Here is a 26,849-nt window from a genome sequence, read left to right on the forward strand (position 1 = left end):
CCCTACAGAGAGGACTTTGAAAAGCAAAAGCTTTTGAATAATTTGTTCAATAAAGATATGCGGTACAAGTGATATCGTTTTTTGACTTTTAATAAAAGCCAAAAAACTACAGAACATAGTTCACAACGATGTTGAGCAATGTCATTATGCTTGTTCCAAAAAAATAAAACATAATAAACTCATAATATGAGCAAGAAAGTGAAATGGATAATGATCAGTGCTGTGGCATTGATTATTTTAATGATAGCTGCTAAAGCTTCCGGAATATTCGGGAAGAGTGAGGGAATGAAAGTAACTGCTGAAAAAGTACAGTACAGAGACATTACTGAAATTGTAAATGCCAGCGGTAAAATTTATCCTGAAATTGAAGTAAAGGTGAGCCCGGATATCAGCGGGGAAATTACTGAACTGAATGTAGAAGAAGGTGATTCTGTAAAGAAAGGACAGGTATTGGCCCGTATTTATGCAGATGTATATGACATACAAAAAAATCAGGCAGCAAGTGGTGTAGTACAATCTGAAGCCCAGGCGGCAAACTCACGTGCAGCAATAGATGCATTGAAAGCGCAGCTTGATCTGGCTGAAAAAACCTATAATAGACAAAAACAGCTATACGATGAAAAAGTAATCAGCAAGAATGAATTTGAAGGAGCAGAATCGTCTTTCAAAACAGCGCAGGCAAATTACAATGCTGCATTATACAATATTCAAAGCGGCAGTGCATCCATAAAAAGTGCACAGGCTAATCTGGCTAAAGCCAATAAAGATCTAAGCAGAACAGTTATTGTTTCGCCAATGGATGGTGTAATAAGTTTGATGAATGTAAAAAAAGGAGAGAAAGTTGCCGGCAACAGTTTTAATGTGGGTACAGAAATGATGCGTATTGCCGATATGCAAAAAATTGAGATTCGTGTAGATGTTGGTGAAAGTGATATTACAAAAGTGCATTTAGGTGATAGTGCTGTTATTGATGTAGATGCTTATACCGACAGAAAATTCAAAGGCATTGTTACACAAATTGCAAGCAGCAATAATGGTGCTACTTCCGTTTCAGCTTCTGCAAATACCAGTTCCGATGTAACAAATTATAAAGTATACATTCGGTTGTTGCCCGATAGTTATATGGATCTGATGAATAAAGGCTCTTTTCCTTTTAAACCGGGCATGAGTGCAAGTGCAGATATTCAAACTAAAACACATCAACATGTATTGAGTATTCCAATAAATGCAGTAACAACCAGAGAAAAATCTGATAGTACGAAAAATGAAAAAAACTCATCGACCCCCTCTTCAACAGATGACCTGGATGTGGTAGTATTTATTTTGGACAAAGAGCATATGACCAAAAAAGTAAAAGTAAAAACATCCATTCAGGATATCAACTACATAGAGATCACCGAAGGGCTGAAAGAGGGAGAAGAAGTAGTTACTGGCCCGTATGATATTGTTAGCAAGCTTCTTAAAGAAAAAGAAAAAGTGAAAGTGGTTGATAAGAAAGACCTCTTTGAAAAAAAGTAAGTTTTGTATATTTACTAAAAGCAGCTAAGTGTATGTATTCTTCCTCTATCTGTTATACAGCATAGCTGATCAGTAAATATTGCCGGATGAAACAACTTGTCTTAAAATACTTCCTTTTTGTCGGGCTATTTGCTTTTAGTTTTGATAACAATGTCTTTGGCCAAAACTCTGTACTGGTAAATATTGGCAGTCTTGATTGTGCAAGGCCCGATAATCCAATTCTTTCTCTTATAAAAAATCCTTTAGGCCCAAACCCGGAAGCATTTTCAACTTGCGACATGGGCCCTCAGCTTCCATCTTACTATTTTGTTTTTGTTGCTTACAATCCGAAAGACAATAAAATATATGTAAATGATACCCGCAATTTCGTGTATTCAAAAGTATGGCAATTAGATATTGGTTTACCTAATGACATTATTTGTCCCGGATTTATTCCGACCGACCCAACCTATGTTTTAAATTACACTATCAATAATTTCGAATTTGATAACAGCGGAAATTTGTGGGCCATCAGAAATTATAACAGCAGCACAGGGCAATGTACCATAGAACAATTTGAACTTTCAACAGGTAATGTAGTATCGGGTAAAACTTTAGAATTTCCTACCGGGCATTTCCCAACAGATATTGGCTCTGGCGATCTTGCCATTTTACCTAACGGCAGATTTTTTGCTACGCTCGGGCAAAATCCATCACAGCTTTACGAAATCAACAACTACAATGGCGGAACAGGAAATGCTACTGCTACTTTTTTACAAACTATGCCATCTAATACATTTGGTATTGCTTATTTGAATGGGCAGTTGGAAATTACAGGAACCAACTCTTTAGACAGTTGTTACTACTTCGACTATAATATCAGTGATAACGCATTAGGTTCAAAAAAAGCATTTCAAAATGAACAAGCCCCAATTGACAATACCAGCATATCTCCTGCTGTTGGTGTTACAAAAAGACTTATCAACGTAACAAAAATTAATAGTAATACAGCAAATCTAACTTATGAGATCTTTGTAAAGAACATGGGCAATGTAATTATAAAAAATATAAATGTTGCCGATGATCTGGCTATGGTATTTGGTGGAGCAAACATCTCAAATGTTAGTACTAGCTTTTATCCGGGTTACAATGTGACCGGATTATCACTTAACAGCGGATACAATGGAGTAAGTGATATAAATTTATTAAGCACCGGACAAAATTTATTGAATCAAACTTCTGCATCGCCAAATTATTTATTCAAAATAAAAGTTGATTGTCAGGTAACAAATTTGAGAACAGATATTATTTATTACAACACTGCCTTTGCATCAGGCTCCATCGGATCAACATTGTCGCAAACGCTTATTAATGTAACAGACTCTTCAAACAACGGACCAGCGGCTGTCATAGATCCTAACAACAATGGAAATGCAAATGAATTGGACGAAAATATTCCTACACCTCTCGACTGGAATAATATTTTATTACCTGTAAATTTCATTCATGTAAAAGCAAATCTGAAAAATAATACAACAACGGTTATTGAATGGCAGATAGCTACTCCTGTTACCAATGCAAAGAAATTTGAAATAGAATATTGCACCAATGGTATTGATTGGAAATTGCTCACTGAAATGAACATTACTGATAACAATCAGGAAAATTATCGTGTAGAACATCCTAATGTATCAGCCGACAATTTATATTACAGAATAAAAGAGATCGACAACAATGGTTATTTTGTGTATAGCAAAATAGTGATGGTAAAAAACACTTCGACAAATAATTTTACGATATATCCCAACCCTGCAAGCAATTACATCAGTATTGACAAAGCATATTCATCAGCAAGAAATATAACAGCTGAACTAATAAACGTAGTTGGGCAAAAAATACTAAGTAAACAGATCACTCCTTCATACTACAGGTTGGAAACAACAAACATACCGGATGGAATGTACTTACTGAAATTAATAAACGATAACGAAGTAAATACTTATAAGATACAGATCAAACATTAAGGGAATAGCTTTTCTGCAACAGCAACACTTTCCGGCTTACCCACATCTACCCATTTATCACCGGTGTGATTATACCCTAAAATGGTATTATCTTTTGCAAGATCAAGATAGGTTTCAGTTAATGAAAATTTACCTGTTTGTTTAATAAGAGAAAATACTGATGAATTAAAAACCGTTACACAACTGTAGGCCTTTTCTACAAGATTTTTTTTAGCAACAGATATTTTTTCTTCTTTAGTAAGATTATTTCTCCAACCGCACAAACGACTATTTTCATCAAATAAAAAATTTCTTGAGGTTAACCTGTCTGTGATCCCGAAAGAGATCAAAGGATTGTTTTCAATATGAAAAGCAATTAGCTTATTCAGATCCAGATCTGTCAGCACATCTACATTTAGCGTAATAAAAAATTCATCATCCTCTAACAAATGTCTGGCTTTTAATAAACCACCTCCCGTTTCCAACACTTCGTTACTTTCATCGCTGATCGCTATATCACTACCCCAGCCTCCATTTGCGTTAATGGCATCAATGATCTGATCCGGAAAATGATGCACATTCACTACCACATTGGTTATATTATATTGCTGAAGGTATTCTATGTTTCTTTGTAATAGTGATTTCTCATTAACAACGGCGAGTGCTTTTGGATGTGAGTTCGTCCAAGGCTTAAAACGTGTGCCAAGACCAGCAGAAAAGATAATGGCTTTCATAGAAGAGTCCTCCAGTTTTCTTTATTCATATGACTCAGTTGCACTTTCACATTGAATTTATTTTTCAAATGCCTTGCTACCTGCTCAGCGGCATATACACTACGATGCTGACCACCGGTGCACCCAAAATTGATCATTAAGCTTTCGAAGCCGCGATTGATATAATCTTCCACAGCAATATCTACAATATTATAAATGCTGTTCAAGAATTCCGGCATTTTTGTTTGTTGCTCTAAGAAATCCTGCACACCCTTATCTAAACCACTTTGAGTTTTATATTCATCGATTCTACCCGGATTTAAAATACCTCTCATATCAAAAACAAAACCGCCTCCGTTTGCTGTTTCATCTTTCGGATAGCCGCTCTTTAAAAAAGAGAAACTGTTGATCTTCACTATTAGCGGTGTTTTGTCCGTTGCTTTTGTAGGCTGAAATCTTTTTACAACTTCATCTTCAATAATGATGGATAACAATCTTTCAAACTCAGGCAAAACAATACCTACATGTTTGTTTGCTAAAAAATGTTTCAGATTATTTAAGGCCAAAGGAATGCTTATCAGAAAATGTGCTTTACGCTCAAACAAGCCTCTGAAACCATATGCTCCCAGTACTTGAAGTAAACGTATCAATACATAACCATTGTATTGTGCTTCAAAACGATTTTTGTCGATAGGTTTATTTAAAATTTCTTCTACACAAGAAATGTAGTATTGCAACAAATTATTTTTCCATTGATCGCTTAACTCTGCTTTAGCTTGCCATAACAGACTAGCCACATCGTACTGCAAAGCCCCTTTCATTCCTCCCTGATAATCGATAAAGTAAATTTCATTTTCCTTTACCATGATATTTCTGCTTTGAAAATCACGGAACATAAAATACTTGTGATCTACATGACTGAGGTAAGTGCTCAATGCATCGAAATCATCGATCAGTTTTTCTTTATCGTAAGGAATCTTTAATGTGTCGAGAAAATAATATTTGAAATAAAGCAGATCAGCAATTATGGCTTGTTTACCAAACTCTTTACTGGTAATACAAAGATTATAATCCAATCCTTTATCTCCATTGATCTGAAGATTGGCAAGTGCTTTCAAGCTTTTTTGATAGAGAGCATAAACATCATCCTTATAACCTATGGTTTCTAATTGATGCAGTAAAGAGGCATTTCCAAAATCCTGTTGAATGTAAATAGTTTTATCACTATTTACTGCATAAATTTCCGGTACAGGGCTTCCAGCTTTTTTAAAATGCCCACTAAATGCGATAAAGGTATTATTCTCTTTTAAGTTGTTATTAAAAGTAGCTATATAGCTTGTCTTATCAGTAGTTATTCTGAAATAAACTCTGTCGCCGCCGCTTTGTGGCAGTTTATCAACTGCATTAATTTCATCTTTACTAAATTGTTCGAATAATTCTTTTATCTCGTTGATTACCGTCTGCATAGCTTATAGTTGACGGCAAAATTAATTTAATTTATCCTTTATAAGTCAAATAAATATTAAGTTCCGGTATTTTAATCAAGCTCTTTTTTGATCTTGAAGCTATCGATCTCTACAGTACCATATTGATTCGATAGAGAAATTATATCTGTATCGATCGATTGAGTTGGTTTGCCAAAATCAGTGATCTTAATAATACGAGCATAATATGGATATCCGGACCCGAAGTAATTATAATGCATATCATCTCTGAACGTAATAGCATACTTTCCTTTTTTAGCATGTTTCATTTGAAATTCGGATATCATGTAATCTTGTCCGGCAGTTTGCATTCTGGCTCCGGCAGCATTACTCAATTTTTGATTGTTAAGATCTTTAGCCCCGGGTACATTGTACTCAAGATTATATAAAGCGAATGCACTTGCTTCAACAATAATTCTTATATCAGCAGTAATTGGTTTAATGATCTCTTTTGGAATGTAGCTGATATCAATACTTTCTTTGGTCAGCGATATCATCATATTTAGATCAGCCAACATCATCTCTTTCATTTTAAGATTTTGTACATCCCAGTTATACCCATATTTCGTTATGCCATTATACAATATTCTTATAGCCGAATCAATATTATTTTTTTGATAGTATGCCCAGGCCATGTCTCTGGTAAAACGAATATTTGCAGGTTGATCGTTGATAAGGTTCTGATAAATTTGAATCGCATTATCAAACTGCTTCATGTGTTCATATATAAATGCTATTGCAGATTGCGAAGTATAATCGCCATTACTCATCTCTGCAGCTTTTTGGATCATTTCTTCCGTATAAGACACTAAACCGGCTTCATAAAAATACAGTGCCATATCCAGATAAAAAGTTGCATTATCACCATACACTTCTTCAAGACTTTTATACGCTTTATACTTTTTATTTTTTTCTGTTTTCTTCAACACCTGAATATATTCTACATCTTCCTGATTCTTAAGTTTAGAAGGACCATAGTAATTAGTGTATGAACCGGATTTAGTCGTAATCAATATCACACCATTTGCTGCTCTTGAACCGTAAATGGCTGATGCACCTGCATCTTTCAACACATCAATTCTTTCTATATCGTTTACAGATATACTATTCAATCCATTTTCTATTGCAACGCCATCTATAACATACAATGGTTCATTGCTTTGAGAGAGAGAAGTGCCACCACGTATTCTAATTTTTACTTCCGCATCCGGACTACCATCAGACGTTGTAACCTGCATCCCTGCAATTCTCCCCGTTAAAGCTTCGCCTACAGAATTAATCGAAATATCTTTTAATTGTTTACTTGATATGGATGTAACTGAACCGGTCATCTCGCTTTTCAATTTGGTGCCGTAACCAACTACCACTACTTCATCCATGGATCTAGCTTCTTCCTTAGTTTGAATAGCGATCGATGAAGCATTTAGCATCGCCGGTTTTTTCTTTTCAGCATTTTCTGTTGCTTTATCTTGTTCTATCTTCAAATAACTTTGTCCAACTTCATTAATGTTGATCTTATCCTGCTGTGTACCCCACATATCAAATCGCTTGTTGTATTCAGTTACAACCTGCTTCAACATTTCAACATTGTCTGTTTTTTGCATATACTCATATCTTTTCCTGTAATCTGTTTTTACATAACCCTTGTCAATACATTGTTGCATAATATCTGCCGGAGGCGTAATATTATACTTCACATAATCCTCAATTTTTTCGAGTACAATAAAAGAGGTTTGCCATGTTACCATTTTATTCTCAATACCAAAAGCAAGGCTACGGTACCAGTAATTATTCGACATAACCTGTTCGAAACTTGCCAGTGATTTTGCCTTTTCAAAATCATTGCCAAAACAGTTGGTCTGCAGATCGTATTGCTGTGTGTACAACACTTTGTTACCATAACCGTATTTTAAAATAACTTGCTTTGATGTTGACTTCAGTTTACCTGTTATCATCATCGATAGTGAAATAGCCTGAGGTAATTTTATATCAGCTTTGTTCCCCGATTCGTCTTCTACCGCAATAAGTGAAATATTTATTTTTGAAAGAGAATTGATTGATATAGTGTCGTACGTCTGATTGTATAAATGAAATCCTTTGAAATTAATTGCAGGCCTCCAATAAGCATAATAATCTTCATAGCCATCAATAGTGTAATAATTATAATCGTTGTTGTAATAGTAGTTGTAAGTAGAAATAAAATATGCAGGCGTTTTTTCAAGAACCGGTTTCTTATTTCCCCAAGTATGTAAACCGTCAGTGAATACAAGTATCAAATCATCATTCGTATCAAAATTTAGTATCCCAAATTGTGTTGCACCCTCTTTTTTAATTTGTTTGATCGTACTTTCCCAATTACCTTGCTGAATCTCATTTTTAGCAAATACTTTTTCGCCATACAGTTGTTGATTGAATGGTACAATGGTCAATTCATCGGGATTATATTTAGTAAGTACTTTTTTCAGATAAGCTATATAAGATTTGTTATCACCGTCTTTCATTGAAGCAGAACAATCCCAGTACACTCTTAATTTTTTAATATCGATGGTATAATCTCTCATTTGTTTGTTTTCTGCTTTTACAAAGAACGATCCCGTTGCAGACTCCATACATGCACTTAAGGCATTGCATTTTTGGGGAAGAAAGAAAGAAATTACATCCGGTTTATTAATAGGAACATATTTTTTTGAGAAAGTATATCTATTTCCCGATGAAGTGAACTTCTCATTTTTAAGCAACCCAAATTCGAAAATAGGTTGATAAGGATGATCTGTAACATCAATAGACAAAGACATTTTTTCAAAATTATCCTTGCTTAAAAAATCAAGACTGTATTTGAATCCATCGTTAGCACATTTCAAAAGCTCTTCAATTTTTATCTTTATTTTACGACTGCTTTTTGCAGCTACAGGATAAATATTTAAAGAGTATTGATTCGTGCCAACCATTCGCAACAAAGCCGGGTCCATTCTTTTTCCTACAATGGAAGAGTACGCCTGTCTTGCTTTCCAGCTTTCTTCAATAGTACCTTCTCTGTATTGCTGACCCAGCATCAATTGCAATCCTGTTACTGCCTGACCGCTATTCAATTGAAAAGTATATAAAGCCTCTGCCTCTTCATTCCGATTGTTGTAAAACTCCATCTCTATCCATGTAGTAGCCAGCATACCCTTGGTGGTAACCGATACATTACATTCTTTAATGATCATGGTCTGATCAAACAAGCGCCCGTTCTGTGCAGTTGCAGCAATACATACAAAAGCAGTGGCTATGGCAAACAGTAATCTTTTCATACAAGTGTGATTTGGGTACTTGATGAGAAGATTTGAAGAATTACATAAATGATAGGGAAATATTTTTTTGATACCGGCTGAAGTTTTTCATGGCATCATCGTTGTGTCACTCACTTGTACGGCATACCTTTATTGAACTTTTATCTAAGCGTAGATTAATAGTCAACTTCTTCTAACTCTTCTATTGTCGGCATTTCATCATAAGTTCGTCCATTCAATACTCTTCCTGCTTTCTTTTTATTTGTTCCACCCCATTGTTTAAAGAAGAATGCAACTTTACTTTTTGCACATTGATCTTGAATATCTAAAACCCAATCTGGGTCCATTGGTCTAGGTGTTCTACCACTTTCCCCTCCAACAATTACCCAATCAATTTTTTTAAGATTCATTTTCTTTAGCGGACCAATCAATGGTTCACATGAAAGAAATTTTACCTTAGCATTTGTTTTTCGTAAATCATCAATTCTATATTTTACTTTTTCATCTTCGACAGAAACTCCCATCCAAATATTATGTGTCCAGTTTAATTCCTTATGGTACTTCAATAAAATATCTGAGCGTTTTGTAAGAACCTGAAAAGTATGTTGTGGGCATTCATTCATAGTCTTGAAGACTTTTTTTATAAATGATAATGGAACATCTTTATGAAACATATCACTCATAGAATTTACAAATACAATTTTTGGAGATTTCCAACCATAAGGAGTTAAAAGAGCATCTTCATGTGTACGAATCTTAAAACCTTCGCTATATTTTTCAATACCCATTGCTTTTAATCTTCTTGTCATTACCTCTGCATAACAATACTTACAACCTGCTGATATTTTATTGCAGCCTGTAGTTGGGTTCCAGGTCATTTCAGTCCATTCAATTGATGATTGTGCCATGATTATTTATTTAAATAATTTTTATTGCAATGTGTTTATGATGCTTGTCTTCCAAATAATATCCAGAAGCATTTGAACCATCAACATTTAATACTTTAATTTTACCTTCTCTTTTTAATTCATCCAAAACTTTTTTACTATGCTTCGGAAGATGATTATTATCGAGGCCAAAATCAAAAATTTCTTGATTACTCATTGATTTTTTTTCTTTTAATCTTTCATAAAGCAGAAAACTGTAATCTTCATGATCAACGTTTGCAAACAAATCTTGAGTAAATTGATTTTTATTTACTGAAAAAGATCTTCCATCTTTTTCATCTATAGACCATTTAGCCTCCAACATCTTTTGAAACCCTCTTTTACTATTTGAAAAAAAATAAAGAGCAAAATATTGATTTCTTTCTTTTTCAATAAATAAAACATCTACATATTCAACTTGAAGATATTTTTTAAATTGTTTTTGTATCCCTTTAATAAATGAAACCTGTGTTTGTATTTCCGGGAATTCATTTTCATATAGCTCTGTAATAAATTGTTCAATATGTTGACCTGCAGCATAATCCTCATCTTTAAGTGCCTTTGCAGCAAATCTATGTATAAAACACATTGGCATAAAGAGAAGTAACTCTGTCTTTCCATTTGCCATAAGATCTTTTAGAACTTGTGGCTTAGAATACTTATACCCCCATGGATCAAAAAAACATAATGCTTTTTCTAATGAATCTAATTTATTAAGACGATTAATTACTTTACCAATAATATTTTCGAAATTTTCATTCGAATAAGTTGTTTCGTAATGACTTGGCAAAGCTAATTCTTTTGCAAATCTCTCAACTCTGTCAATTTTTTTTAAGTCCTTTTCTATTACAGAATTACCATAATCATTAAAAAATAATTTTACTTTTTTACAAACTACATTTGCGGTATCATAATGATTTTTTAAAGCTTCTACAGCAGCGATTGAACTACATGCATTTCCATCTATATCTCTTCCTTCTCCAGCAAATAAATCCAAGAGATAAATAATCTTAAATGGAGTATTTGCCAAAACACTCAGATAAATTGATAGATATCTTTTATACAATGATATCTTAGCTAACGAATGGGCAGGAAGTCGGTATACCTTTTTATTTGACGCTTTACTCATAAACTAAATTAAAGTTATCAATATTCTATTAATTAATAATAATATACCTAATACGGCAACATTAAAAAACTTTTATGTTGCTCTTTATCACTGTTAAAAGAAGATACATCTGTATGCATCCACTCCTTACTCCCTCGCCATTCCATACATTTTTTTATAAATTCATTCTCCCATGTCTGGCTGATGATGACGGCCTGCATCGGTAAATTGCCGATGATAAAGTCTTTGAGCTTTGTATCAAAGTATGGTATTGAAATAATGAAGTCCAGTATTTCTTCATCAGTTGCAACAGTAGCTTCAGGCATTTCGTATTTATTTAAGTTAGTACGTCGTTGGCTGATGGTTGTGCTGATACAACGGTCGATGATGTTTATTAAATAGTCGCTTGTTATTGATGTCATGTTGATTCTTTTTAAATTAAAATAATTTTCCCTGTGCTCCCGGCACAAAAAACTTCGTTGTATCCAAATGCCATTCTTCTGCATTCATGTTATAAAGCTTGCCGTATTTTTTATACTGTTGTGCTACCATTTGTGCAATGTTACCCTCGCCTCTCATGCGTACACCCCAGCGACTGTCGTTCACTTTACCATCATGGCTTTGTTCTACGAGGTGCCAAACTTTATCTGCATGATTTGGAAAGTTCTTATATAGCCAATCGTGAAATAAAAATTTAATAGCACCATTCAAACGAATGAAAGTATAAGCTGTAAAAGTGGCACCATTGTCTGCTGCGGCTTTCATGATTCGTTGCATTTCATGTTCATTCAATCCGGGTATCATCGGCCCCATCATAATGCCCATGCGTACGCCGGCACTGCTGAGCTCATTGATTACTTTCAGTTTTTGTTTTGCAGTGGTGGTACGTGGCTCCATGATCCTTCTAAGATCTTCATTGAATGATGTAATGGAAACCATCGCAGATACAATATTTTTCTTTGCCATCTCCTGCAACACATCTTTATCTTTTAGTATCCAAGAATTTTTTGTGAGTATTCCTACAGGTTGATTGAATTCATTGCACACTTCGAGCAAACCTCTTGTCAATCGATATTTTTGTTCGGCGGGTTGATAACAATCTGTATTACCGCTGAGCATGATGGGTGCACATTGCCATTTTGGATTGGATAAAAATTTACGCAACAACTGCGCTGCATTTTTCTTTACAATTATTTTTCTTTCAAAATCGAGTCCGGCGCTGTAACCCCAGTATTCATGCACATTACGGGCATAACAATAGATACAGCCATGCTCACAACCTGCATACGGATTCATGCTATAACTTAATCCTACATCGGGGCTTTCTACTTTATTTACTATCGATTTTGATTGTTGCTCTAAGTATTGCGTTGGTATGTTTGTTTCTTCCCAATCGTCGATGGCTTCTATATGTTCTTTGGTTGATTCGTTTTTAAGGAACCGATTTTTTGTGTTGATCTGTGCACCGCGGCCTGCTATATATTGAGTAACTTCTTCTTGTTGTTTTGGGTTTACAGGGACAGCGTCTTGTTGTAGTTTATTATTTTCCATGGTTTGTTAGTTTATATTTACTTTTTTGCCTTGACCAAAATAGGTAAGCGAGAGAGGAGCTTACGTAAAAAAAAGTCAAGGCAGGGGCAATGACGGCCTGCCCCTGCCGTACAGCTATGTGCATCTTTTGTGCTACTGTGGCTTCAGCATTTGTTCTCTACTCTTAGATTCGAAACCGTTCGACTGTATTTTAAAATTGTTTTGAATTGAAGAAGTTGAATAAAGATTTGCAGTACAAGAGTGCGACGCCAATGAAGCTGAGTAACGAAAATATGCTTGTGTCAAAATGAAATTTATACTCTATTAACGTTATTACATTTGCTGTTTCTAATACTGAAATATCCTAAGTTCCCCTTTAGGGGACAGGGGCAAACAATTCTCCTTGTACCGTTCCCACCGGTAAATTTTGAAATTCAAAACGTTGTACAATTTCATATCTCATTTCACCAACGGGGCGTCTTAATAACAACATGGCATCGGCAATAAATTTTCCGGTGAAATGTTTGTGACTGTATTCCAACCAACCTTTTTCATATTGCCATGGTAGTAATTTTCGGGCAATGGTGAAATGTGGCTCCATGATAAAATGTGGTTTGTTCTCATCATCTAATTTCATCAACCGTTGTGCTTCGCTTCGTATTTGTTTGATCAGATCTTGTATCGGCACTTTACTGGTTACATTTATATAAATAGTATGCGATGGAAAACTTCCGTAATCTTTCAATTCAATTTTTACGGGATGAAACCCCATGGCAATTGTTTTCAACCGATTGACGATCCGCTCTTCCAGCATACCGTATTGCGTAAAAGTTACCAATGTGAGATGCGGCTTACCGCCTACAGCTGATGCTGATTTATATTTATCATGAAAGGCTTGTTTTACATGCTGTATCTTATTCCTTAATTCTTCGTGAGGATTGAGTACCAACAGATATTCGTACACCCTGTAACCGGGCATGCTATTGATCGTATTTTTCATAACAAAGGTTTTGTGTTAAAAAATTTTTTCGCCAATATATTTAGCATAAATTTACTAAATAATTTAGTTAATTCAAAATATTTTTTATGGAGATAGAACAATTTTTTACCAATAATTATAGTGGTAGCAAAAAATTTACTCAGCAACAGGTGCCTACCGCTAATGCCACCGGATTCGGTGCTGCTGCAGATGATTACATGGAACGTGGTATAGACCTGAATGAACAATTGATCAAGAACAAAGCAGCTACTTTTTTTATGAGGGTAAGCGGCTCCAGCATGATCAATGCAGGTATTGGCGATGGCGATATTGTGATCGTTGATAGAAGCATAAAACCTGTGAACGGAAAAATTGTGATCGCTGTTATTGATGGCGAAATGCTGATCCGTCGGTATGAGCAAACATTCAACAAATTAAGATTGGTTCCGGAAACACATAACCTTTCTCCGATTGAGGTGAGTGAGTTTATGGATTTTAAGGTGTGGGGAGTTGTTATTTATGTTATTAGATCCCTGGGTTGAAACCCAGGGTAAGTCATGCGGAGTTCATAAATTATTTATGGATTTTGAATTACGGGATTTCAATCCTGAAACATGTAAAATAAAAATTGATTTCTATGCCAATGATTAAAATTTGGATTCATTTGGTTTGGTCAACAAAAAATAGAGCACCTTTTCTAACGAAAGATATTAGGCAGAAGGTGTTTACGCATATCAGAGAAAATGCCAAAGAAAAAAAAATCCATATAGATTTTGTGAATGGATACGTTGATCATGTCCATTGTCTGATTTCTTTGGAACAAGATCAAACAATTTCAAAAATCGTACAATTAATAAAAGGCGAGAGTGCCTTTTGGATCAATAAGAATAATTTATGTAAAGATAAATTTGAATGGCAAGGTGAATATTTTGCTGTGTCTGTAAGTGAGTCAGGTCTAAATAAAGTAAGAGATTATATAAGGAATCAGGAGATACATCATAAAAAGAAAACATTTCTGCAAGAGTATGATGAATTTATGGAGAAATATGGATTTGAGATTATTAGGTCCTCGGGCTAAAGCCCAAGGCAAGTTATAGTGCCCTTAACAATTAAAGACTCTGAATGAATTGCTCGGGGCTTCAGCCCCGAGATAATAAAAAAATCATGAAAGCCATTGTAGATTGTAACAGTTTTTATTGCAGTTGCGAACGATTATTTAAACCGCATTTAGATGATCAGCCGGTTGTTGTGCTCAGCAATAATGATGGTTGTATCATATCCAGAAGTGATGAAGCAAAAGCTTTTGGTGTTGAAATGGCCGGGCCTTATTTTAAAGCAAAGCCTTTGATTGAAAAACATAATGTCGCTACGTTTTCATCTAATTACAATTTATATGGTGATCTGAGTTGGCGTGTGATGGAAACATTACGGGTGATATTGGGAAAAGAAAATGTAGAAGTATATTCTGTTGATGAAGCATTTTTAGATCTCAGTGGATTTAAAGAACATGACTTGTATAAAGTTGGACTAGATATAAAAGATACGGTAGAACAATGGACCGGCATAAAAGTTTCTGTAGGGGTGGCTCCTACCAAAGTGCTGGCTAAAGTTGCCAATCATTTAGCAAAGAAAAATAAAATTGCTACCAACTGTGTAGTGGTACTGGATAATAAGGAAAAAATAGATCAGGTATTGATGGCCACTCCTGTAAAAGAAGTGTGGGGTATCGGCTATCAGTCAGCACAAAAATTAACAGAGATGAACGCAGTGTTTACTGCCTATGACCTCACAAAAAAAACAGAAGAGTGGGCACGTAAATATTTAGGAGGTGTAGTAGGCGTGCGTTTGTTGAAAGAATTAAAAGGTGAAGCGGCTAAGGATATTGAGAAAGAATTGACCGTAAAAAAAATGATTGCGACTACAAGAATGTTCGGCAGTGCTGTGAATGATATAAAAGATATTAAAGAAGCAGTAGCCACTTACACATCAAAAGCTGCTGAAAAATTACGCCGGCAAAATAGTGCTGCAAACATTATTAGTGTTTTTGTGGTTGCAAAAGAACAGAATCATAATGTGAGTTTTAATCGTGGGGCTACTATCAGTTCTTATACCACTTTGCCCATTGCAACTGCATCTACCAACGAATTGATAAAACCTGCGGTCAAACTGGTTGATAAATTATATGAAAAAGGAAGATGGTATAAAAAGGCCGGTGTAATGCTCAGCGGATTGGTACCCGATGAAACCATACAAGGTAATTTATTTGAAGAGCAAAAAAACAATAACCGTTCATTGATGAGTATGGTTGACAATGTAAACTTTGCCATGAGAGATGACATCATAAAATTTGCAGCATCCGGCACCACAAGAGATTGGAAGATGAGGATGGAAATGAGGAGCCCAAGATATACTACAAGATGGGAGGAATTGTTTGTAGTGAAATAAAATACCCTCCGCCCCCTAAAGAGGGAACCGGAAGAGTCGAATTCTTCAGAGAGATTTTTTTACTCATCGATAAAACTTTATGCTCAGATTTTAAAAGAGCTCTAAAGTTCCCCCTTTAGGGGGCGGAGGGGGTAAAAATGTCGGCTTGATCAAATTCAATCCTAATTCTTTATTCATTTTATCAACCAAATAGACAGTCAACTCAGGCGAAGTAGCTTCATCATGCATGTGCATGAAAAAATAAATTTCTTCCATGCCATTTTTTAGCCACCCTTTCATTCTTTCGAGCCAGGCATCGCATCTTGTATAATCTGTCGGATGTAAACTATTTCCAACATAACGAATAAATGCTTTTGGAACAGTAAGATGCATATGTGCACAATCTCTTCTACCTGCAGTATCAGTGATTACTGCTCCCATATTCATTTCCTTTAGTTTGATGAACATCTCTTCTGTTATATCATCTTTTTTAAACCAATCGGGGTGACGTACTTCTAAAAAAAATTGCAGATCGGTAGGCAATGTTTTCAAGTAATCAAACAATTCATCTTTTCTTTTTGGAGAAAATGCATCGCTAACCTGAATAAAAATTGGTCCGAGAAATTCTTCAAATGCAACTATTCCTCGGAAAAATTCATTCGTAATAAATTGTTTATTAGTAAGGCTTCCACGATGTGTTACCCCTTGATACATTTTGGGGCAAAATTTAAAATCCTTGCCTTTAGCTTTCTCAGCCCATTTACGAATGCCGGCATCGCCATATACCTTATAATGTGTAGCATTTAATTCTATGCTATTGTAATGATCCACATAATAATTCAGGAAATCTTTTTCTTTTGCTTTGGGTGGATATATCTTTCCGACCCATTCTGTTCTGCCCCATTTAGCACAACCGAGATATACTTTAGGATCTTTTGCAGGTTTACCTTTCAATGTGTTTTTATTGAAAGCTGGTTCTGCAGGTAATGAAAAATCAATGCTGTTCAATTCCGTTTCTGCTACTCTTCCGAATTCCATACACTATTTTTTAGTCCTTCGTAAATTACAATATTCAGCAATATCAACAGCATTCCATAAAATGTGTCTTCAAAAGGAATCGAAAGAATTCGGATGCCTAAGTTTTCTGCATTATTATAAATAACTACAGGAATAGAAGTTAAAAATCCATTTACAATTAAAAAAGGAATCAACATTACTGAATAAGAAACTAAAAACGAAGCAGCATTAAATATTTTAAAGTATTTTTTTGAAAAACTTACAATAGCAATAAAAAAGGCTGAAAATATGAATGTCCATGCTGTATATGCATGATCATAAAAAACAATTCCTATAATCAGCAAGAGCGCAGCAAGAAGTTTCAAAACCTTATTGCCCCAATGCATATTTTTTATTTGCGGAAAATATGCTTGCATACATTCATAAATGAACACACAACAATAAGGCACAATAAAAAAGAATAAAATCTCTTCAATTGGAAGGTTCTGAATTTTTATTCCGATTATATAATCTTCATTAAAACTCCAGACTCCCTTTGCTGTAAAATAAATATCCCATACAATGTATATAAAAGCAGGAAGCAGCATTGCCGGGAAAAGATATTTCCACTTTTTATAGAATGCTACTTTTTTATCAAAACTTAAGCATAGCGGGCCAATCAACGAAGCTGCTAAGATCAGGAAATAGGTATAATGACTATTCATCAGGATTTCATATTAATGGATAGCTTATCCTTTTTTACTTTATCCCAATATTTTTTTGCAACAAACAACATTCCGAAACTCTCTCCTTCGTGTTTATCTAAATGCTTGTGATGCATTTTGTGTGCCCAGCGAATGGTTCGTATATAAACATTATTACTTCTTGTAAACCATTTGAATCGCTGATGAATGATCACTTCATGCACAATAAAATATGCCAGGCCATATAGCGCAATACCAAAGCCGATTGCAGCAACCCAGTAAATTTTGTTTTGCAACCCCAACATAATACATAACCAACTAGGAATAGCAAATATTAAAAAGAAAGCATCGTTTTTTTCGATTTTGTGCCCTGTTGGCTTATGATGATCTTCGTGCAGGTACCAGAGAAACCCATGCATGACAAAACGGTGTGTAAGCCAGGTTATCCCTTCCATTAGAAAGAATGTTACAAGAGTAATTAATATGAAGATCAACCAATGCATTATTTCATAAATGTTCTGAGTATAAGAAAAAACATAGCTTGTATCAATAACAGATGAACGGCGAATTTGTTTTGCTTGTCAAATTTACAAAATTGAAAAATCGTAAGCAACAAACAACTTATGAGAAACCAACTTAAATAATTAAAAAAAGGGACGGTCCCATCTCCTCCCCATTTCCACATTCCTAATTTTATGGCTACGGGCTCTATCAATATGTCGAGTAAAATTGCCAAGGTAGCTCCATCAATAATAGTTGACAAAACTCTCAGTTTACCTGTGCCTTGCGTCGAATTTGGTCGATACTTATTTAATAAATTTTTCAGGAACATATCCAGGCATACTCCACAACAATAAATAATGATAAACCAATTAATACCTATGATCAGCGGAACATTCAGAACCTTTGGGCCTAACACTGTTCCGTATGTATAGTTGCCAAATAATTTGCCTGTATTCACTCCAATAGCTTCTACAGTAAATCCTATTGTTATTGTTATTATTAAAAAGGTCCAGAAAAAAACATTCCTTTCCTTTTGTGTCCAGATGAGCAGTACAAGGGATAACAAAAGATTGATCGGAGTAGCATTCGCAAAAAATGAATTATTTGAAAACAAAATACCTACAACTCCAATTGCATGAAAAAGAATCGCTGTAGCAGTAGCGATCTGGTATTTGGAAAATTTTTCTATCATTTTTGATCTTGTATTAACGCACTCACAATTTTTGCACTTTTTAAACAAAGTGGAATACCTCCCCCGGGATGGACGCTTCCTCCACAAAAATACAACCCTTTAATAGCATTACTAAAATTTGCATGCCGAAGAAATGCCGCAAATTTTGAATTGGAACTTGTACCATACAGAGAACCCATATAAGAAGCAGACTGTTTTTCTATCAATACGGGATCTAATGTATGCTCTACTTCGATCAAGGGCTCTATATCTTCACCCAACATCTTACTTAGCTTTAGTAAAACGTTTTTTTTGAGTTGCTTTTTTAATGTATCCCAATTCTGACCAATATTTGTCGGAGCATTAACCATCACAAACCAATTATCTTTTCCTTCAGGAGCTTGTGTCGATTCTACTTTTGAGGTGATATTGATATAAACCGTAGGATCGTTTGATAATGTTTTTGCCTTAAAAATATTATCGAATTCGTTTTCATAATCATCACTAAAAAAAATATTGTGCAATTGCAGTTGAGGAAATTGCTTTTTTATCCCCCAATAAAAAATAACAGCACTGCTGCTGCGTTCTTGCTTTAAAAGCTTTTGAGCCTTTAAATCTTGTTTCAATAAATTTTTATAGGTGAAATAAATATCTCCATTACTTACAACTATATCTGCGTTAAGTGTTTCTCCATTTACAACCACTCCGATAATTTTTTTTTGATCATGAATGATCTTTTCAACAGGTTTGTCAAAATAAAATCGAACTCCCTTTGATACAGCAAGCCGATACAAAGCATTTGTAATACTTATCATCCCCCCTTGCGGATAATAGGTTCCCAGGTTTTGTTCCAGATGAGGGATCAAACTAAGCATAGCCGGCGCTTTGTAAGGACTGCTACCATTATAAGTTGCAAATCGATTAAATATTTGAACCGTTTTAGGAGATGAAAAACTTTTAACATTGAAACGATTCAATGATTTAAATAAATACGAAAGACGTGTAGCTCCTAAAGCTCTTAAAATGCGTTTATGAAGCCAGGTATTCCAATTATGCAATGAATGATTCAGAAAAACTTTACCGATGTTATTATATGTCTTTTCAGAATTATTGAGATATCTAATAACATTCAATGGATCTTCATTGAATTGCTCTTTTAGTTCCTCGGCAAATTTATTTTTATCTGTAAAAGCATTTACCGTTTTTCCATTCTCAAAAAAATATTTACAGGCAATTTCTATCGGTTTATAAGATAAATATTTCTCAATTGGCTCGCCTGCCAATTCAAATAATTCTTCAATATTTTCAGGTTGCGTAAAAAGTGAGGGGCCTGCGTCAAAGCGATATCCATTCATTTCAAAAGCAGTAAGTTTACCACCCGGCACCGGATTCTTTTCGTATATCGCTACGTCAAATCCCTCTGAAGCAAGGCGTATAGCCGTTGCCATACCGCCAACACCACTACCTATGATGATGACCGTTTTGTTATTTGATAAAACTGTCTGCATTAAAACTATGTAGCAACTTTGAAAAGAGGAGTAAGATAATGCTCTAATTTGGGAAAAGCTATTTTAAACCACTCAGTATATGAAGCCGGATAATTATTTAATGCTTCATTAATTTCTTCCATTGTCTTGTAAGAATAATCACCTACTTCCATACAATCCGGTATAACCGGACCATCATATTTTCCGATGAATACATGATCAAATTCATGTTCAGTAAGCCCATTATCAAACGAAGCTTTATATATAAAATCGAATATCTTCTCCAATGGTGTTTCAAAACCCATTTCTTCTTTCAATCTTTTTGTAGCCGAATATAAAAGATCGTTTCCGGGTTGTGGGTGGCTGCAGCAGGCATTAGACCATAGTCCGGGACTGTGATACTTAGAGTCGGCTCGTTTCTGCAGCAGCATTTCTCCTTTACTATTAAAAATAAAAACACTAAAAGCCCTGTGCAGCAGTGCTTTTTGATGAGCTTCTATTTTTTCCATAGTGCCGATCTGTACATCATTTTCATCAACCAATATTACCTGCATATATTTTTTTTATAAAATATTCAATTGACTTCTTAATCCTGCCTTTGCAACAATAAATAGTTTACTAAAATTAGGAATACGTATTCTTTGTTCGAGTATTTTTTCGGCATTTGTTTTTTGTATTTTCTTAAACAGCGACCAATAGTATTTGTAAGCAACATATACTCCAAATCTGGCTTTTACAGGTAATTGTATAATTCCTTTGTAGGCTTTTTCAAAATCATTTTTAATATCATCTTCAATCTGTCTTTTCATAGAGGGTGTAAAGTTTGTAAAATCTACCCCCGGGAAATAAGTACGACTTAACAATTGATAATCGGCTTTCGCATCTCTTAAAAAATTCACTTTCTGAAATGCAGATCCAAGTAACCGGGCATAAGGTTTTAATTGCTGATATTTTTCTTTATCGCTATCGCAAAAAACAAAGAGGCACATCAAACCCACAACTTCAGCACTACCGTAAATATATTCACAATACTCCTTATCATTGTAAGAAACTTTGTTAAGATCCATTTCCATGCTCCTGAAAAAAGCGTCAATAAGATCATGGGAAATCTGATACTCATTTACAGTTAACTGAAAACTGTTTAATATCGGATTAAGGCTAATACCTCTTTCAATTGCTACATAAGTTTCCCTTTTAAATTCAGCCAATAGTTCCGATTGGTTATATTGATGAAACGTATCAACAATCTCATCTGCCAAACGAACAAACCCATATATGTTATGTATAGGCTTTTGAATGGATCGATGCAATAAATTAACTGCACTATTAAAAGATGTGCTGTAGCGCTCTGTAGTAGCTCTGCTACAATTGTGACTTAATTCATTAAATAAGTTTATCATACTTATACTTTTTAATCAAATTGCTTTAAGACAAATTCTGCCACCACTTTACCGCTAATCAGGCTTGGTGGTACTCCCGGACCAGGCACTGTCAACTGTCCGGTGTAAAATAAATTTTTAATTTTTTTACTTTGACAAGATGGCTTTAAAATAGCCGTTTGTTTCAAAGTATTTGCTAACCCATAAGCATTCCCTTTAAAGGCATTATAATCATTTATGAAATTGCTTACGGAGTAAGATTTTTTATAAATGATCGATGATTTGATTTTTTCACCGGTCTTTGCTTCGAATCTACCTACTATTTTCTCAAAATAAGCATCTCTCAATTCCTCCGTATCTCCTTTTAATCCAGCTGCCACAGGTATTAGAAAAAAAAGATTTTCGCAACCTTCTGGTGCCACTGTACTATCTGTAACTGATGTTGCACTCACATAAAACAATGGCTCTGTCGGCCATTTAGGATCAGTATAAATTTCATTTCCATGTACTTCAAAATCTTTATCAAAGAATAAAGAATGATGCAACGTGTTTTTCAGTTTTTTATTTATACCAATATAGTATAACAAACAACTCGGCGCCATAGTTCTTTTACGCCAATACTCATCGGAGTAAGTTCTGCAATTTTCCGGCAATAATCTTGTTTCCGTAAAATGATAATCTGCCCCACTTATAACAACATCTGATTGATGCAGTATACCGTTTGCAACAACCCCTTTCGCAATACCATGTTCTATCTTTATTTCTTCAACGTTGTGATTAAAATAAAACTTTACGCCTAGGTCTTCTGCAAGGCATTGCATCGCTTTTACCACTTCGTACATTCCACCTTTAGGATACCATGTACCAAGTTTAATATCTGCATAATTCATCAAACTGTACAATGCCGGTGTGTTTTGCGGTAAGGCACCCAAAAATAAAACAGGAAATTCCATTAGCTCCTGTAGTTTTTTATTTTTGAAAAACTTACGAATGTGTTTTTTCATATCAGTTAACACATCTAGCTTAAACACACCCTTTATAATGTCCCAATCAATAAATTCGGTTAGCGATTGCCCTGGTTTATACACCAACTTATTTATACCAACCTCATATTTAAATGCAGCTTCTTTTAAAAATTGATCTAATTGTACGGCACTTCCGGGTTCTATGCTTTCGAAAGTTTTTTTCAATGCCTCATAATCAGCAGGTATATCTATATAATCATGTTGGTAATAAACTCTGTAAGAGGGGTCTAAACGCTGAAGTTTGTAAAATTCATCTACCCGTTTCCCGAACGATTGAAAAAAAGTTTCAAAAACTTCCGGCATCCAATACCAACTCGGGCCCATATCAAATGTGAACCCATTCTCCTTCAACTGCCTTGCTCTACCACCGGCTGTTTCATGTTTTTCTAAAACAACAACTTGCCACCCGGCCTTTGCCAAGTAACATGCTGCAGATATACCTGCAAAGCCACTGCCTATAATGATTGCTTTTTTCAATGCTTCAAGATACAACTATTGCAAACTAAAATCTCGTTAATTGCTCTTTCAATAATTTTCTTGCAAAATGTATCCTGCTTTTAACGGTTCCAAGTGGCTCATTTAAAATTTTAGCAATTTCGTGATATTTATATCCTTCAAAATATAACACAAAGGGTTGTTTAAAAATTACAGGTAGCTTATGAATTGCTTGTTGAATATCTTTTTGCTTTAAAATATTTTCTGCCTCATTTGTAACAGCCGATTGTTGATGATTCAGCAAAAATTCATTAGGCGTTTTATCCAACACCGTTTGCTGTTTTACTTTTTTCCTGTAATTATTTATAAAAATATTACGCATGATGGTGTGTAACCATGCTTTGATATTTGTGCCTACATTATATTTATCTCTGTTCTTTAAAGCCCTGTAAACAGTTTCCTGTATCAGATCCTTTGCTACCTCGCTATCTCTTGTAAGAGAAACCGCAAATGGCTTTAACAGTTCTGTATTGGTTAACAACAACTCATCAAACTCAAAAACTGACATAATATTTTGTTTAATTTTTTATACAGTAAAATTAAACAAAATATTTAAATACACAAACTTCCACAGTCATTTTTGCATCATTTTTTTGTTAAAGCAATTCTATGAACTCCATCATGGCCGAAAACGATCTTTTAAGGGAAATTTTGGGGGGTATTTTCTTTGTATAGGAACTAGTAAGCCTACCGGATATTACAGTTGGCGTTTGAGATATTTTACTAGATAATGCAGACAGAAACTTGTCGAAGTTGAAATTTTTGCTAATTGCTGTAAGGTGACAATAAATAAGATCTGGTTTTTTTAATTTTATAACGTATTCAACATCTACCACAGGTATATTACTACCGAGGTAGATGGTATTTATTCCTTTTCGTTTCAATAGATAAGTTACAAAGAGCAATCCCAATTCATGATGCTCACCCTCTGGTAGAAAAAGTAAAACTGTTTTACCCTTTTGTGTTGGCATTGATATTTGATCTATTCCAACTATTAATTTTTGTCGAATAATATTGGAAACCAAATGTTCTTGTGCCGGGTTGATATTATTGGTTACCCAAAGGATTCCAATTTTTTCAAGAAATGGAAATACAATTTGAGTAATCGCCTTTTCGATTCCGTATGAGTGAATGTATTTATTCAATAACAATTCAAATTTGTCAATATTCAGATCTATCAAATGCCCTATGGCTTCATTGATAAGCCTTTCCTGTTTGGCTTCTGTTTGCGGAAGTGACAATATTTTTTCATTCACTTCATGCAAGTTCATCTTATCTATTTGAGATATTTTGAACCCGTATTTATTCAATAAAGCAATATTCAGGATTTTCTTAAGTTCATTGTTACTGTAATATCTGATATTGGTTTCGGTACGTTCAGGTTTTAAAAAATTATAGCGTTGCTCCCATATACGTATAGTATGGGCTTTTATTCCAGATAAATTTTCCAGATCCTTTATTGTAAAACTATTCATTGACTATATTTTCTTTTATACAAAAAACAACAAGGTTTTGTTTAATCACAAAAATATAAATACATGGAAAAAAGTGAACGAAAGTAAAAATGTCTACCCGATCTTACGGATAACATCAATGTATTGTTGATGATTATTCTTTTCATCAAACTCCTGTATAGCTTTTTGGCGACTATATTTTCCCATTTCAATACGCTGTTCGGGAGAAAGGTTGATGATCTTTTCCATTGCAGAAACAAGTGCATCAACACTTTTAACAGGTATTAGAAAACCGTTCTTGCCGTCATCGACCGTTTCTTTACAACCTACATTATCGGTTGTTATTACAGGCAAACCCTTAGATAATGCTTCTATCAAAACCTTAGGAATCCCTTCCCTATAGTAGGATGGCAGCACCATTACGTCAACTTTATCAAAAGTTACACTCATATTATCTGTTGAGCCCCAGTATTCAATTATGCCTTCGGCATTTAATTGTTTAACTATTTCTATTGGTATTGCGGAAGGATTATCGGCAACAACACCTAACAATGCAAAATTTGCATTCGGATATTTTTGTTTGATGATCTTTGCTGCTTCCAGATACTCGCCGATACCTTTTTCCTTTATTAACCTGGCTGATAACAAGAAAGTGATCTGCGATGTAGAAGTGAAATTTGTTTTTTGATAAAATTCCGCCAGATTAACACCCGATCCTCTTACCACATAAACCTGTTGATTGCTTTTGATGATCTTGGATTGAATAAAAAATTCTTTATCATCTTCATTTTGAAAGAAGACAGCCGGCAAACCACTGAAAGCAAAGCCGTATAATTTTTTTACAATGCCTTGCAACAGTTTTGATTGCCCTTCATTAAACACAAAACCCAATCCATTAATGGTTGCAATACCTTTGGTTTTGGAAAATTTGGTAGCAATGCTTCCAAAAATATTTATTTTAGGCGTGTAGAATAATGCAAAGTTGATCTTGTTCTTTTTGAAATATTTTTTCAATTCCAGCGTAAGCAACATTTCCTGAAAAGGGTTTTTCCCTTTGTTCTGTATTTGTTTAAGTTCAATAAAAGTGCAGCCAATCTCTTCTATCTCTTTTACGAACTTATCTTTAGGAGCAATTACAAAAACGCCATAGCCCAATTGTATCAATTCGCTAAGGAAGCCTTTGCGAAAATTATACACATACCAGGATGTGTTGGATACTATGGCTATATTTTTCATTGTGCGGTTAACCAATTTTTAAAGTTAACGATTCCTTCTTTAAAATTGGTTTTGGGCATATAGTTCAGCAGTTGTTCTGCTTTAGATATATCAGCAAAGGTAATGGGAACATCTCCCATTTGTTCAGGCAAATGCTGAATTATTGCTTTTTTTCCCAGCACATCTTCTATTGTTGTTATCATTTCCGATAATGAAACGGTATGGTGATTTCCAAGATTGAATACTTCAAATGGCGTTCGGGTATAATGAATGGCATTGAAAATGCCTTGAACCGTATCTGCCACATAGGTATAATCTCTACGAGTACTTCCGTTACCGAAAAGTGTGATTTTTTCGTTGTTCAATATTTTCTTGCTGAATAAATGTATGGCAAGATCTGGTCGCTGTCTGGGACCAAAAACCGTAAAAAATCGTAACGCAATGAATCTGATGCCAAATAAATGGCTGTACACATGCCCTAAAAGCTCTCCCGAAATTTTCGTGCTGGCATAGGGGCTGATAGGATTCAATACTGCATCGCTTTCTTTCCATGGAAAGTTTTTATTGATACCATAAACACTGCTAGAAGATGCAAAAACAAACTGTTTGATATTTTTACGCCTGGCAAACTCCAAAAGATTTTGGGTACCTTTTACATTTACATCCTGATAAGCGATGGGATTTTCAATGGACGGACGAACACCGGCTTTGGCTGCCAGATGTACAATTACTTCATAGTTTCCTAAAAGTTTTTGATGAAAGGCCTCCTCATCTAAAATATCTACCTCAACAAATGTAACTAGCGGATTATCAATGAAAGCAGAGATATTTTTTTGCTTTATTTCCTTTGAGTAGAAAGGATCGAAATTATCAATAACTGTTACAGCGTAATTATTTTGAATCAATTTCTCTACCAAATGACTTCCTATAAAACCTGCCCCTCCCGTTACCAGTATTTCAACTCTTTTTTCTTGCATAAAATAA

At 34.7% G+C, this 26,849-nt stretch carries 25 protein-coding genes; 5 read left to right on the forward strand and 20 right to left on the reverse strand.

All coding sequences use genetic code 11. From position 1 onward, the window contains the following. Nucleotides 1-186: 186 nt before the first annotated feature. Nucleotides 187-1,518, forward strand: a complete 1,332-nt coding sequence (locus tag ACQ33O_RS02195) for an efflux RND transporter periplasmic adaptor subunit (RefSeq protein ID WP_430993914.1) — start codon at nucleotides 187-189, stop codon at nucleotides 1,516-1,518. 86 nt (nucleotides 1,519-1,604) lie between these two features. Further along, nucleotides 1,605-3,521, forward strand: a complete 1,917-nt coding sequence (locus ACQ33O_RS02200) for a T9SS type A sorting domain-containing protein (RefSeq protein WP_430993915.1) — start codon at nucleotides 1,605-1,607, stop codon at nucleotides 3,519-3,521. On the opposite strand, the gene ACQ33O_RS02205 is transcribed toward ACQ33O_RS02200, so the two are convergent. The 8 genes from ACQ33O_RS02205 to ACQ33O_RS02240 all read right to left on the reverse strand — a co-directional run bounded on the left by ACQ33O_RS02205 (nucleotide 3,518) and on the right by ACQ33O_RS02240 (nucleotide 13,533). Beyond that, nucleotides 3,518-4,234 carry a nucleotidyltransferase family protein gene (locus ACQ33O_RS02205; RefSeq protein WP_430993916.1) on the reverse strand — a complete coding sequence of 239 codons (717 nt, stop codon included), beginning with the start codon at nucleotides 4,232-4,234 and terminating at the stop codon, nucleotides 3,518-3,520. The genes ACQ33O_RS02200 and ACQ33O_RS02205 overlap by 4 nt on opposite strands. After that, on the reverse strand, nucleotides 4,231-5,679 hold the full coding sequence (locus tag ACQ33O_RS02210; protein WP_430993917.1) for a RapZ C-terminal domain-containing protein: 1,449 nt from the start codon (nucleotides 5,677-5,679) through the stop codon (nucleotides 4,231-4,233). Before ACQ33O_RS02210 ends, ACQ33O_RS02205 begins: the two co-directional genes overlap by 4 nt. Before the next feature lie 71 nt (nucleotides 5,680-5,750). Further along, nucleotides 5,751-8,990, reverse strand: coding sequence for a TonB-dependent receptor plug domain-containing protein (locus tag ACQ33O_RS02215; protein WP_430993918.1), 3,240 nt, complete (start codon nucleotides 8,988-8,990; stop codon nucleotides 5,751-5,753). 155 nt (nucleotides 8,991-9,145) lie between these two features. Beyond that, entirely contained in the window at nucleotides 9,146-9,877 is a 732-nt protein-coding gene (locus tag ACQ33O_RS02220) for a DUF5131 family protein (RefSeq protein ID WP_430993919.1), read from the reverse strand. A gap of 10 nt (nucleotides 9,878-9,887) precedes the next feature. Then, the gene (gene tcmP / locus ACQ33O_RS02225; protein ID WP_430993920.1) at nucleotides 9,888-11,024 is read right to left on the reverse strand and encodes a three-Cys-motif partner protein TcmP; all 1,137 of its coding nucleotides are present in this window, start codon (nucleotides 11,022-11,024) and stop codon (nucleotides 9,888-9,890) included. Nucleotides 11,025-11,071: 47 nt separating this feature from the next. Further along, the gene (locus tag ACQ33O_RS02230) at nucleotides 11,072-11,425 is read right to left on the reverse strand and encodes a hypothetical protein (RefSeq protein ID WP_430993921.1); all 354 of its coding nucleotides are present in this window, start codon (nucleotides 11,423-11,425) and stop codon (nucleotides 11,072-11,074) included. 16 nt (nucleotides 11,426-11,441) lie between these two features. Further along, nucleotides 11,442-12,554, reverse strand: coding sequence for a PA0069 family radical SAM protein (locus ACQ33O_RS02235; RefSeq protein ID WP_430993922.1), 1,113 nt, complete (start codon nucleotides 12,552-12,554; stop codon nucleotides 11,442-11,444). Nucleotides 12,555-12,909: 355 nt separating this feature from the next. After that, the gene (locus ACQ33O_RS02240; RefSeq protein ID WP_430993923.1) at nucleotides 12,910-13,533 is read right to left on the reverse strand and encodes a 2'-5' RNA ligase family protein; all 624 of its coding nucleotides are present in this window, start codon (nucleotides 13,531-13,533) and stop codon (nucleotides 12,910-12,912) included. A gap of 86 nt (nucleotides 13,534-13,619) precedes the next feature. Between ACQ33O_RS02240 and ACQ33O_RS02245 the strand changes: the two genes are divergently transcribed. The 3 genes from ACQ33O_RS02245 to ACQ33O_RS02255 all read left to right on the forward strand — a co-directional run bounded on the left by ACQ33O_RS02245 (nucleotide 13,620) and on the right by ACQ33O_RS02255 (nucleotide 15,957). After that, nucleotides 13,620-14,054 carry a LexA family protein gene (locus ACQ33O_RS02245; protein ID WP_430993924.1) on the forward strand — a complete coding sequence of 145 codons (435 nt, stop codon included), beginning with the start codon at nucleotides 13,620-13,622 and terminating at the stop codon, nucleotides 14,052-14,054. 95 nt (nucleotides 14,055-14,149) lie between these two features. After that, nucleotides 14,150-14,590: an IS200/IS605 family transposase gene (tnpA, locus tag ACQ33O_RS02250; RefSeq protein WP_430993925.1), complete on the forward strand. Its 441-nt coding sequence runs from the start codon at nucleotides 14,150-14,152 to the stop codon at nucleotides 14,588-14,590. Nucleotides 14,591-14,676: 86 nt separating this feature from the next. Beyond that, complete coding sequence (locus tag ACQ33O_RS02255) at nucleotides 14,677-15,957, forward strand: Y-family DNA polymerase (protein ID WP_430993926.1); 1,281 nt, start codon at nucleotides 14,677-14,679, stop codon at nucleotides 15,955-15,957. A gap of 90 nt (nucleotides 15,958-16,047) precedes the next feature. Here ACQ33O_RS02255 and ACQ33O_RS02260 read toward each other — a convergent pair whose 3' ends face one another. The 12 genes from ACQ33O_RS02260 to ACQ33O_RS02315 all read right to left on the reverse strand — a co-directional run bounded on the left by ACQ33O_RS02260 (nucleotide 16,048) and on the right by ACQ33O_RS02315 (nucleotide 26,842). Continuing rightward, nucleotides 16,048-16,974, reverse strand: a complete 927-nt coding sequence (locus ACQ33O_RS02260; protein ID WP_430993927.1) for a DUF72 domain-containing protein — start codon at nucleotides 16,972-16,974, stop codon at nucleotides 16,048-16,050. After that, nucleotides 16,956-17,657, reverse strand: a complete 702-nt coding sequence (locus ACQ33O_RS02265) for a lycopene cyclase domain-containing protein (RefSeq protein ID WP_430993928.1) — start codon at nucleotides 17,655-17,657, stop codon at nucleotides 16,956-16,958. Before ACQ33O_RS02265 ends, ACQ33O_RS02260 begins: the two co-directional genes overlap by 19 nt. After that, complete coding sequence (locus ACQ33O_RS02270; protein ID WP_430993929.1) at nucleotides 17,657-18,091, reverse strand: beta-carotene hydroxylase; 435 nt, start codon at nucleotides 18,089-18,091, stop codon at nucleotides 17,657-17,659. Before ACQ33O_RS02270 ends, ACQ33O_RS02265 begins: the two co-directional genes overlap by 1 nt. 47 nt (nucleotides 18,092-18,138) lie before the next feature. Next, nucleotides 18,139-18,831 carry a carotenoid biosynthesis protein gene (locus ACQ33O_RS02275; RefSeq protein ID WP_430993930.1) on the reverse strand — a complete coding sequence of 231 codons (693 nt, stop codon included), beginning with the start codon at nucleotides 18,829-18,831 and terminating at the stop codon, nucleotides 18,139-18,141. Further along, on the reverse strand, nucleotides 18,828-20,318 hold the full coding sequence (gene crtD, locus ACQ33O_RS02280) for a 1-hydroxycarotenoid 3,4-desaturase CrtD (protein ID WP_430993931.1): 1,491 nt from the start codon (nucleotides 20,316-20,318) through the stop codon (nucleotides 18,828-18,830). Before crtD ends, ACQ33O_RS02275 begins: the two co-directional genes overlap by 4 nt. 5 nt (nucleotides 20,319-20,323) lie before the next feature. Continuing rightward, nucleotides 20,324-20,851 carry an isopentenyl-diphosphate Delta-isomerase gene (gene idi, locus ACQ33O_RS02285; RefSeq protein ID WP_430993932.1) on the reverse strand — a complete coding sequence of 176 codons (528 nt, stop codon included), beginning with the start codon at nucleotides 20,849-20,851 and terminating at the stop codon, nucleotides 20,324-20,326. A gap of 9 nt (nucleotides 20,852-20,860) precedes the next feature. Continuing rightward, nucleotides 20,861-21,697, reverse strand: coding sequence for a phytoene/squalene synthase family protein (locus ACQ33O_RS02290; RefSeq protein WP_430993933.1), 837 nt, complete (start codon nucleotides 21,695-21,697; stop codon nucleotides 20,861-20,863). Nucleotides 21,698-21,708: 11 nt separating this feature from the next. After that, the gene (locus ACQ33O_RS02295) at nucleotides 21,709-23,178 is read right to left on the reverse strand and encodes a phytoene desaturase family protein (protein WP_430993934.1); all 1,470 of its coding nucleotides are present in this window, start codon (nucleotides 23,176-23,178) and stop codon (nucleotides 21,709-21,711) included. A gap of 25 nt (nucleotides 23,179-23,203) precedes the next feature. After that, nucleotides 23,204-23,704, reverse strand: a complete 501-nt coding sequence (locus ACQ33O_RS02300) for an RNA polymerase sigma factor (protein ID WP_430993935.1) — start codon at nucleotides 23,702-23,704, stop codon at nucleotides 23,204-23,206. A gap of 88 nt (nucleotides 23,705-23,792) precedes the next feature. Then, the gene (locus ACQ33O_RS02305) at nucleotides 23,793-24,671 is read right to left on the reverse strand and encodes a MerR family transcriptional regulator (protein WP_430993936.1); all 879 of its coding nucleotides are present in this window, start codon (nucleotides 24,669-24,671) and stop codon (nucleotides 23,793-23,795) included. Between the two features lie 93 nt (nucleotides 24,672-24,764). Next, nucleotides 24,765-25,886, reverse strand: coding sequence for a glycosyltransferase family 4 protein (locus ACQ33O_RS02310; RefSeq protein ID WP_430993937.1), 1,122 nt, complete (start codon nucleotides 25,884-25,886; stop codon nucleotides 24,765-24,767). Next, on the reverse strand, nucleotides 25,883-26,842 hold the full coding sequence (locus ACQ33O_RS02315) for an NAD-dependent epimerase/dehydratase family protein (protein WP_430993938.1): 960 nt from the start codon (nucleotides 26,840-26,842) through the stop codon (nucleotides 25,883-25,885). Before ACQ33O_RS02315 ends, ACQ33O_RS02310 begins: the two co-directional genes overlap by 4 nt. Between the last annotated feature and the right edge of the window lie 7 nt (nucleotides 26,843-26,849).

This window comes from Ferruginibacter sp. SUN002 (assembly GCF_050611725.1).
Classification (GTDB): Bacteria; Bacteroidota; Bacteroidia; order Chitinophagales; family Chitinophagaceae; genus Ferruginibacter.

Coding starts and splice junctions, on each gene's coding strand:
- ACQ33O_RS02265 (WP_430993928.1), bottom strand. CDS start 17,657: ATGAATAGTCATTATACCTATTTCCTGATCTTAGCAGCTTCGTTGATT.
- ACQ33O_RS02205 (WP_430993916.1), bottom strand. CDS start 4,234: ATGAAAGCCATTATCTTTTCTGCTGGTCTTGGCACACGTTTTAAGCCT.
- crtD (WP_430993931.1), bottom strand. CDS start 20,318: ATGCAGACAGTTTTATCAAATAACAAAACGGTCATCATCATAGGTAGT.
- ACQ33O_RS02255 (WP_430993926.1), top strand. CDS start 14,677: ATGAAAGCCATTGTAGATTGTAACAGTTTTTATTGCAGTTGCGAACGA.
- tcmP (WP_430993920.1), bottom strand. CDS start 11,024: ATGAGTAAAGCGTCAAATAAAAAGGTATACCGACTTCCTGCCCATTCG.
- ACQ33O_RS02215 (WP_430993918.1), bottom strand. CDS start 8,990: ATGAAAAGATTACTGTTTGCCATAGCCACTGCTTTTGTATGTATTGCT.
- ACQ33O_RS02230 (WP_430993921.1), bottom strand. CDS start 11,425: ATGACATCAATAACAAGCGACTATTTAATAAACATCATCGACCGTTGT.
- ACQ33O_RS02275 (WP_430993930.1), bottom strand. CDS start 18,831: ATGATAGAAAAATTTTCCAAATACCAGATCGCTACTGCTACAGCGATT.
- ACQ33O_RS02290 (WP_430993933.1), bottom strand. CDS start 21,697: ATGATAAACTTATTTAATGAATTAAGTCACAATTGTAGCAGAGCTACT.
- ACQ33O_RS02195 (WP_430993914.1), top strand. CDS start 187: ATGAGCAAGAAAGTGAAATGGATAATGATCAGTGCTGTGGCATTGATT.
- ACQ33O_RS02200 (WP_430993915.1), top strand. CDS start 1,605: ATGAAACAACTTGTCTTAAAATACTTCCTTTTTGTCGGGCTATTTGCT.
- ACQ33O_RS02300 (WP_430993935.1), bottom strand. CDS start 23,704: ATGTCAGTTTTTGAGTTTGATGAGTTGTTGTTAACCAATACAGAACTG.
- ACQ33O_RS02270 (WP_430993929.1), bottom strand. CDS start 18,091: ATGGAAGGGATAACCTGGCTTACACACCGTTTTGTCATGCATGGGTTT.
- idi (WP_430993932.1), bottom strand. CDS start 20,851: ATGCAGGTAATATTGGTTGATGAAAATGATGTACAGATCGGCACTATG.
- ACQ33O_RS02210 (WP_430993917.1), bottom strand. CDS start 5,679: ATGCAGACGGTAATCAACGAGATAAAAGAATTATTCGAACAATTTAGT.
- ACQ33O_RS02240 (WP_430993923.1), bottom strand. CDS start 13,533: ATGAAAAATACGATCAATAGCATGCCCGGTTACAGGGTGTACGAATAT.
- ACQ33O_RS02305 (WP_430993936.1), bottom strand. CDS start 24,671: ATGAATAGTTTTACAATAAAGGATCTGGAAAATTTATCTGGAATAAAA.
- ACQ33O_RS02260 (WP_430993927.1), bottom strand. CDS start 16,974: ATGGAATTCGGAAGAGTAGCAGAAACGGAATTGAACAGCATTGATTTT.
- ACQ33O_RS02310 (WP_430993937.1), bottom strand. CDS start 25,886: ATGAAAAATATAGCCATAGTATCCAACACATCCTGGTATGTGTATAAT.
- tnpA (WP_430993925.1), top strand. CDS start 14,150: ATGCCAATGATTAAAATTTGGATTCATTTGGTTTGGTCAACAAAAAAT.
- ACQ33O_RS02245 (WP_430993924.1), top strand. CDS start 13,620: ATGGAGATAGAACAATTTTTTACCAATAATTATAGTGGTAGCAAAAAA.
- ACQ33O_RS02235 (WP_430993922.1), bottom strand. CDS start 12,554: ATGGAAAATAATAAACTACAACAAGACGCTGTCCCTGTAAACCCAAAA.
- ACQ33O_RS02220 (WP_430993919.1), bottom strand. CDS start 9,877: ATGGCACAATCATCAATTGAATGGACTGAAATGACCTGGAACCCAACT.
- ACQ33O_RS02315 (WP_430993938.1), bottom strand. CDS start 26,842: ATGCAAGAAAAAAGAGTTGAAATACTGGTAACGGGAGGGGCAGGTTTT.